This window comes from Cupriavidus oxalaticus (assembly GCF_038900635.1).
Lineage (GTDB): Bacteria > Pseudomonadota > Gammaproteobacteria > Burkholderiales > Burkholderiaceae > Cupriavidus > Cupriavidus oxalaticus_B.
The window spans coordinates 1-443 of sequence record NZ_JAYMRX010000093.1 but is presented as its reverse complement, the minus strand read 5'-3'; the positions used below and the strand labels follow the sequence as shown (position 1 = coordinate 443).

At 57.8% G+C, this 443-nt stretch carries 1 protein-coding gene; it reads left to right on the top strand.

What is annotated here, in order from left to right; genetic code table 11:
• Window positions 1-17: 17 nt before the first annotated feature.
• Window positions 18-443: pyroglutamyl-peptidase I (locus VSR71_RS35100; protein WP_342917924.1), on the top strand; the 426-nt coding region annotated here is incomplete at its 3' end.

Sequence of the window (443 nt, the reverse complement as noted above, 5' to 3'; positions counted from 1 at the left end):
CAACATAAGGTGTGATGATGGAGAGGGTATTGGTGACCGGCATTGAGCCGTTTGATGGGGATCTGATTAATCCGTCATGGCAGGTTGCACAGGCTTTGGCGGGGGAACGGATCACCGGTGCTGAGGTGGTCGTCTGCCAATTGGCGTGCGTGTTGGGGCTGTCCAATCAGCAGTTGATGTCGGCTATCGACAGGGTGCGCCCAAAGGCGGTGATCTGTCTTGGGCTGGCCGGCGGACGAGCCGAAATATCCGTTGAGCGGGTAGCCGTCAACCTGATCGACGCCCGTATTCCTGATAATGCCGGCAACCAACCCATAGATATACCCATAGTGGACGGCGGGCCGGTGGGCTATTTCTCCACGTTGCCGGTAAAAGCGATCGTGCATCATCTGCGCCAACGGGGGATTCCGGCTGGGGTGTCACAGACAGCGGGTACCTATAAC